The organism is uncultured Megasphaera sp. (assembly GCF_900539295.1).
Lineage (GTDB): Bacteria > Bacillota > Negativicutes > Veillonellales > Megasphaeraceae > Megasphaera.
Map to the genome: position 1 here is coordinate 23,111 of NZ_UQBH01000031.1, position 6,706 is coordinate 29,816.

Annotated in this window: 10 protein-coding genes; 3 read left to right on the forward strand and 7 right to left on the reverse strand. The window is 51.3% G+C overall.

The window, feature by feature from the left end:
• Positions 1 to 14: 14 nt before the first annotated feature.
• The 4 genes from cobS to QZQ46_RS09445 are packed head-to-tail and all read right to left on the reverse strand — an operon-like array spanning position 15 to position 2,465.
• Complete coding sequence (gene cobS, locus QZQ46_RS09430; RefSeq protein WP_296829173.1) at positions 15 to 767, reverse strand: adenosylcobinamide-GDP ribazoletransferase; 753 nt, start codon at positions 765 to 767, stop codon at positions 15 to 17.
• Entirely contained in the window at positions 764 to 1,342 is a 579-nt protein-coding gene (gene cobU, locus QZQ46_RS09435; protein ID WP_296829176.1) for a bifunctional adenosylcobinamide kinase/adenosylcobinamide-phosphate guanylyltransferase, read from the reverse strand. The genes cobS and cobU overlap by 4 nt, the downstream gene beginning before the upstream one ends.
• Positions 1,339 to 1,830 (reverse strand): molybdenum cofactor biosynthesis protein B, encoded by a 492-nt coding sequence (locus QZQ46_RS09440; protein ID WP_296829178.1) that lies wholly within the window; start codon positions 1,828 to 1,830, stop codon positions 1,339 to 1,341. The genes cobU and QZQ46_RS09440 overlap by 4 nt, the downstream gene beginning before the upstream one ends.
• 17 nt (positions 1,831 to 1,847) lie before the next feature.
• Positions 1,848 to 2,465, reverse strand: a complete 618-nt coding sequence (locus tag QZQ46_RS09445; protein WP_296829181.1) for a hypothetical protein — start codon at positions 2,463 to 2,465, stop codon at positions 1,848 to 1,850.
• Positions 2,466 to 2,620: 155 nt separating this feature from the next.
• On the opposite strand from QZQ46_RS09445, the gene QZQ46_RS09450 reads away from it, so the two are divergent.
• Both QZQ46_RS09450 and QZQ46_RS09455 read left to right on the forward strand, forming a co-directional pair.
• Positions 2,621 to 3,064: a hypothetical protein gene (locus QZQ46_RS09450; protein WP_296829184.1), complete on the forward strand. Its 444-nt coding sequence runs from the start codon at positions 2,621 to 2,623 to the stop codon at positions 3,062 to 3,064.
• A gap of 24 nt (positions 3,065 to 3,088) precedes the next feature.
• A complete protein-coding gene (locus QZQ46_RS09455) occupies positions 3,089 to 4,048 on the forward strand; it encodes an exonuclease domain-containing protein (protein WP_296829187.1) in 960 nt (319 codons plus the stop codon).
• An 87-nt stretch (positions 4,049 to 4,135) separates the two neighbouring features.
• Here QZQ46_RS09455 and rpsD read toward each other — a convergent pair whose 3' ends face one another.
• Positions 4,136 to 4,723: a 30S ribosomal protein S4 gene (gene rpsD, locus QZQ46_RS09460; RefSeq protein ID WP_044504444.1), complete on the reverse strand. Its 588-nt coding sequence runs from the start codon at positions 4,721 to 4,723 to the stop codon at positions 4,136 to 4,138.
• A gap of 283 nt (positions 4,724 to 5,006) precedes the next feature.
• Between rpsD and QZQ46_RS09465 the strand changes: the two genes are divergently transcribed.
• Positions 5,007 to 5,603, forward strand: a complete 597-nt coding sequence (locus QZQ46_RS09465) for a nitroreductase family protein (protein WP_296829190.1) — start codon at positions 5,007 to 5,009, stop codon at positions 5,601 to 5,603.
• Positions 5,604 to 5,682: 79 nt separating this feature from the next.
• Here the strand turns inward: QZQ46_RS09465 and QZQ46_RS09470 are convergent, their stop codons facing one another.
• Both QZQ46_RS09470 and QZQ46_RS09475 read right to left on the reverse strand, forming a co-directional pair.
• Positions 5,683 to 5,955, reverse strand: coding sequence for a GNAT family N-acetyltransferase (locus QZQ46_RS09470; RefSeq protein WP_296829193.1), 273 nt, complete (start codon positions 5,953 to 5,955; stop codon positions 5,683 to 5,685).
• 44 nt (positions 5,956 to 5,999) lie between these two features.
• Positions 6,000 to 6,581: a histidine phosphatase family protein gene (locus tag QZQ46_RS09475; protein ID WP_296829196.1), complete on the reverse strand. Its 582-nt coding sequence runs from the start codon at positions 6,579 to 6,581 to the stop codon at positions 6,000 to 6,002.
• Positions 6,582 to 6,706 lie beyond the last annotated feature (125 nt).

The following is a 6,706-nucleotide window of genomic DNA, read 5'->3' on the forward strand; positions in this document are numbered from 1 at the left end:
TTAAGACATAGTTATTATAGCAGGAAATGAACGGCCTTGCTACTGATAACGGCGAGAAGCAGTAAAACCATTTCGCTGCCTTCGATGACGGCACCGTAGGTATCGCCCGTAACGCCTCCGAGTTTTCGGCTGATGCCAAGGTTCGCCCATAGGGACAATATCATGGCCGCCCCCAGGAGGGCCAAATAAAAAGGCCCGCAAAGGAAGACGGGCAAGAGAGACAGCACAAAAGCTTTGGCCGTCGTATGCGGCGGCGCATAGGTGACAAAGGCCTTTCCCAGCCCCTCTTTACGGGCATAGGGAAACTGAAAAATACTGATTAGCGTTCCGAACCGCGCTGCTGCCGGAATGGCCACGAGGCTGAAGACGGCGGCTTTCGGTTCGAGCTGGCTCAAAAAAGAAACCTTCAAGAGGACCAAAAAGACAAAGGCCATGACCCCGCCGGACCCGACGCGGCTGTCCTTCAGAATTTCCAGCATCCGTTCCTGGCTGCGGCCGGAAAAAAGGCCGTCGGCCGTATCCATATAGCCGTCGGCATGGAGTCCCCCGGTCAGGTAGAACCAAAAGGCCACGACCAAGACGGCGCGGCCAAAAGGTTCAAAGACAAAAGACAAAGCCGTGTACAGGGCTGCCAACAAGAGACCGATGACAAGGCCTACGACGGGAAAAAAGAGGACCGACCGGCCAAAATCTTCGTCCTTCCAAACGTCCTGTGAAGCCAAATGAATGCGGGATAAGAACTGGAGGGCAATGAGAAAAGCTTTCATCGAATCACCTCCGGCAGGATTACGGCCCGATGCTTCCATTCCGTCGTAATGCCGCAGACCGACACGTAGACTTCATCAGCCTCGCTGGCCGCTTCCTGATTGATACGCCCGATAAGGTCCCGATAGAGGCGGCTCACCCGTTCCATGGGCACGATGCCGCTTCCCAGTTCATTGGTAACCAAAACGGCCGTCACGCCTGCCTTTCGAAAGGCCGTTAAGACAGCCCTTAATTCGCCCAGGGCACCTGCGAGGACGGCGTCGTCACCGTCCCCATCATGGGCCCACATATAATTTGAAAAATAGATTGTCAGGCAGTCGACGAGGACGACATCGGCTGTCCGGCAAAGATCTGCCATGGCGTCAGGCAGTTTTTCCGGAATTTCCCAGGTCTTCCACGATGCCGGCCGCCGCTTTTGGTGAAGGGCGATGCGCCGGACCATTTCTTCATCAGAGGCCAAGGCTGTCGCCACGTAGGCATGACGGCCCGGCAGGGACGCTGCATAGCGCTCTGCAAAGTCACTCTTTCCGCTCCGGGCCCCGCCCGTTACCAATACGATTTTTGAAGGTTCCATCATTTCTTGATTTCCGAATACAAATGGAATACTTCGGGCAGGACGATCTTTTCCATACCGAGTTTAATCAGGCTGGGAAGGGCCGGCAGGCAGTATACCTGGCACTGGTGAATGAACCCGGCCGTCGACCGGTAGGCCATGGCCTGGACGCCGCAGACCCGCCGATAGGCAAAGTAAGTCATCATTTCACCAAAGGCCGGAATGGTCTTATCAAAGAGAGCCTCTACGGTCTCAATGGTCACGTCCCGTTTTGCCACGCCGGTGCCGCCGCTGGTGATGACCAGGTCGACGCTGCACACCCATTCGTGAAGATGGCGCTCGATTTCAGCCCGGTCGTCCTTTACGATCTGATAGTCGACGACTTGATGGCCGTGCTGAGCCAACAGCGACTGGATGAGCAGGCCGTTGGTATCGTCGGAAAAAGTACGACTGTTGCTGATGGTAAGAATGGCCGCCCGCAGCGGATGTTCTTCTGTTTTTTTGTAATTCAAAATAAAATCCTCCTAACTCAGGACTCGTATGATGCTACGATGGAAAAGGGGTCCTGCCCTTCTAACATTCCCTGAAGAAAATAAGGAATAAAGACTTCACTGACGACCTGTTTGTCATACTGCTTTTCTTCTCCGTCAACGGCAATGGTAATATTCTCTCCGACAGCCATTCTGACGACGCATTTAGGTCCTCCTGTCGGCAGGATATCGCCGTGGGTCCAAAGGACCGTCGCCACGGACCGCCAGGGATAGGGATCATCTTCCTCATCGTCACAATCGACGACTTCCGCCGCTACGATGAGACCGCTTTCCCGAGCAAATTCCGCCGTATGGAAGACAAAATGGGTATATTCGTCTTCCGACGTCGCCGCCGCTTCCGAAATATACAGCAGGGGGAAGTCTTCCCATAAAACGTGTTCCGAAATAAATTCTTCCGTCGGCGCAATATCAGCCTCTTCGTCGACAAAAGACGTGTGCAGATTATAAGCCGCACAGATTTCTTCTCCATTGTCGCCGGCGTTGAGCGGATAAACGTGGAATCCCAATCGTTGGAAACCTTCAGTCACGTGAATATCCAGCCCGTGTTTCGATTCATCTTCCTGCCAAAACACGAAAGGCAGTCCAATGTATATCACATCCACTATAATCACCTCTATACTTATACTATTCGACCTGAGTCATCTAAAATCCTACTTCTAAAATATATATTCTTGTATTGTCTGTTAATTCCTATATAATATATCTATAGCTATTACGGCCTCTCCAAGAGGTCAGAAAGGAAGTATGTCTTATGCTCAAAAAAATTGCAGGTTTGGCTCTCTCTTTCGTCTGTCTGTTCACGCTTTTCGTATCAGCGAACAACTTTCTCGACAATAATCCCCGCTTCGTCCAGGTCGGCCACGACGATACGACCGAATCGTACCTCGATATGAATACCATCCAGTCCGTCCGCTACGACCCGCCGTACTACATCATCCGGGCCACCGTCGTGACTTACGATTATGCCAATAATACCCTACAAGGATATGATAACAATTTTTTCTACAATTTTAAATCCCAATCTGTAAAAACACAGACCCTCGGCGACGTCGGCTACGATCTGCAGGGCAATATCCTGTCCACCCTGGCCCTGGCCAATCCGGAAGTCAAGACGACGGACCGCCTGTCAGCCAACGGCAATGCAGCCAACCGGGCTTTCCGGGCCTGCTACAACATGAACTTTTTCCAAGAATAGTACACTGAAAAGGATTTGATAGTTATGGATTCCATGCTCAACGTCGTGACCACCATCGCCACGATCATCTGCATCGCAGCCGTCCTCTACTCCCTGACGACAGCCCTGCGCAAACGGCACCGCAAGGCAAAATACGAGAAAGACCTGGTGACCAAGGTACACGTGAAAGTCGACAACCTCCACCAATATGACCTGAAGCCGGAAAAGGGCTATTACAAGTACCCTCTTGCTGAAAAGGGAAAACTTCGCCGCTTCCCCCAGCACTTTACCAGCGTTGCCATCGAACTTGCCAACGAGCAGCCTTACTCCATCTGTCTTTTGGCCCTGGCCGAATTCGAAAAGGGCGAACTGAAGGACACGCGCTATTTCTACATCCGGCCGCCTGAAAACAACTTGTCCGCCGTCAAAGACCACTTCCGCTGGGAAGACCTGTCGAAGGCCGATGAATTCGGTGAATACTGGCAGGCCGGTCTGGAAAAACTGATCGAAGGCAAGAACCTCGTCGCCCATAACGCCCCCTTCGTCATGGGCTGCCTCACTCACGCCCTTCACATCTACGGCATCAAGGCCCCGTCCTTCCGCTATGCCGATACGATGGAAGCCGCCAAAAAGCTCTATAACTTCTCATCCAACAAGGCGGAGGCCATCTGTGAGGAAATGAGCCTCAAGGTCGACCCGGGCAACCTCCTCAGCCAAGCCATCGCCATGGGCCGCTTCTTCCTGGAAGCAAAGAAGGACTATCCCCTCTACCTGCCGTCCTTGACCTACGTCGAAAAAGAACCGGACGCCGACGACCGCAAGGCCGCTTACATCGCCGCCGTCGAACGAGAAGAAGGAACGCCTGAAGAAATGGCCGCTCCGGAAACACCGGATCTTAGCCTCATCAAAGACCTGGCCGATACGGGCTGCCTCACTGCCGGGAAAAAAGCCGGCACCTATTATGCCACCGACAAGGGCCTTTCCCTGTTGGAACAAGCAGACTGACATCGAAGACTTTTCCCGTCCTTTCGGGACATCAAAAAAAGCGCTGTCTCTATGAGACAACGCTTTTTTAGCATACTCAAATAACTCTTATTTGGAGTACAATTCGACGATCAGTGTTTCGTTGATTTCTACAGGGATTTCGTCGCGTTCAGGCATACGGGTAAGGGTGCCTTCAAAGCCATCGAAATTCTTTTCAACGTAGGGAACGTCGAAAGCTTTCAATTCCTGGAAAGATTTCTTGTACATTTCGTTAGAACGGGAATCTTCTTTCAGCGTGATAACCGTGCCAACTTTTACGTGTGCCGACGGGATATCGCAGCGTTTGCCATTGACCAAAATGTGGCCGTGGTTGACCATCTGGCGTGCCTGGCGGATAGAGTTAGCAAAACCGATGCGGTATACTAAGTTATCCAAGCGGCATTCCAACAATTTCAGCATGTTCTGGCCCGTTACGCCTTCCATCTTCTTGGCTTTATCATAATAACGGACAAACTGACGTTCGAGCAAATTGTAGTATGCGCGAAGTTTCTGTTTTTCCAATAACTGCGTGCCATATTCAGACATTTTTTTCTGACGCTGATCTTTACGTACGCGTTTTAATGCCTTAGGGTGTCCGTACACATTAACTCCGAACCGGCGACATTCCTTAAAACGCGGGTCTCTCCTCGTTGCCATTTTCTACATCACCTCATATTAGTAATTCAAAAAAATAAATTTTGCTCACGCAATGTATTAATGTTACCACAAGTATCCACAGCCTGTCAAGTGGCTTGTTTATTATCTTTGGAGCTGCCCTGGCCAATAGAAATATCGACATCAGAAGTATAGCTCAAACTGCCAAAAAAGGGAAGGATTTTTTTAATGCTGCCATGAAATCTTGACTTATCTCCTACAAAATGCTATACTGACTTCAAATAAAAGAGATTGATTCTTAGTTAATAATTCCAGGAGGTGCCATATGAATAACTTTACGACAGCCGTTACCAATCGGCGCACCAATTATGCTTTGAGCAAAGACGTTTCCATTCCCCAGGAAACGATTGTAAAGACCATTGAAGACATGGTTCATGAAGTCCCGTCGGCCTTCAACATGCAGTCCGGCAAAGTCGTCGTCGCCTTCGGTGAAACCCACGATAAGATTTGGCAAATCGCCATGGATACCCTTCGGGGCATCGTACCGGCCGCTAACTTTGCAGCAACGGAAGAAAAAATCAATTCCTTTGCCGCAGCTTACGGCACGGTCCTCTACTTCGATGACATCTCGATCGTCGAAAAACTGGCTGAGCAGTTCCCCTTATATGCTCAGAACTTCCCCATCTGGGGTCAGCAGGCAAACGGCATGATGCAGTTCGCCATTTGGACGGCCCTTACCGACCTCGGCTTAGGCGTCAACCTCCAGCACTACAATCCCCTCATCGACGATGAAGTCAAAAAATTGACCGGCGTTCCCGAAGAATGGAAACTCATCGCTCAGATGCCCTTCGGCGCTCCCCTTCAGAAGCCCGATGCCATCGAAAAGGTTCCCATTGAAGAACGGGTCAAAATCTTCAAATAATACACCACACACACTCTCCTAACAGTATAGAAAAGAGGCTCCCTTCCTTCAGGGAGCCTCTTTAGGTTATAGAATGATTTTATCCTAAGAGATCTTGTTCTTCCGTGTGGCGCTTGAACCAGGCCTGGGCATAGGTGCAGCTCGTCGCCGTCTTTTTATTGCGCTTGCGGATTTCATCGGCAGCGGCTTTGACCAATTTTCCGGCAGCCCCTTGGCCGCGCAGGCTGTCGTCGACAAAGGTATGGACGATGTCGTAGTTGCCGTCATCACGCTGGATGAAGTCGACTTCACCGACGACCTTCCCTTGTTCATTTTCAATCCAAATCTTATTGTCACTGTACTGTAATTCCATGCTCAAACACTCCTTTCACAAAGGGCGATTCCCGGGGTCATGCCTTACCAGTTCATGTTGACTTCGATGATCTGGCCGTTGCGGACCGAGCGGCTGCGCCGAAAGGCAGCCATGTAATCCTCGACGGCCAGGTTGGGATTTTCATAGACTAAGAGAAAATTCCGAATGAACTGGGCATGGGTAAAGACCAAAATAAATTCTTCCGGCCGCCGCTTCAAGAGAGCCAGCGTCCGTTCAATGCGCTCGATGAGCTGCCGATAGCTTTCGGCCCCTTCCCCATCGACGTAATCGGGATCGAGACGACGCCAATAGTCGATGACTCGCGGACGCCGCTCTTGAGACGTCGTCCCGACACAAGTGGCCGGCGCGAGGTAGACAAATTCATGGACGACATCCCAAATCCCCGTGGCCGCATCGGGATAGCGGCCGATGGTATACATGGCCGTCTGCTGGGCCCGAAGGTACGGCGAGGTCACGATGAGATCCGGCTGTTTCGGTATCTGCAGGGCCAGGGCCTGGGCCTGTTTCAATCCCAGGGCCGACAAGGGGATATTGCGGTGGTCGTCCGTCGCTTCACCGGCATTGGCAATGCTTTCACCATGACGGATGAGCCATATTCTCTTCATAGTACCACCACCTGCTTTCTGTTTCATTGTATCACAAACTGTGTGTTCTTTGGAAGGAAAAAGGCCTGCTAGTCGCCTCCACCCGTAAAACGGGTGGCTCGACGGGCGGCTATAAGCCTTTATTG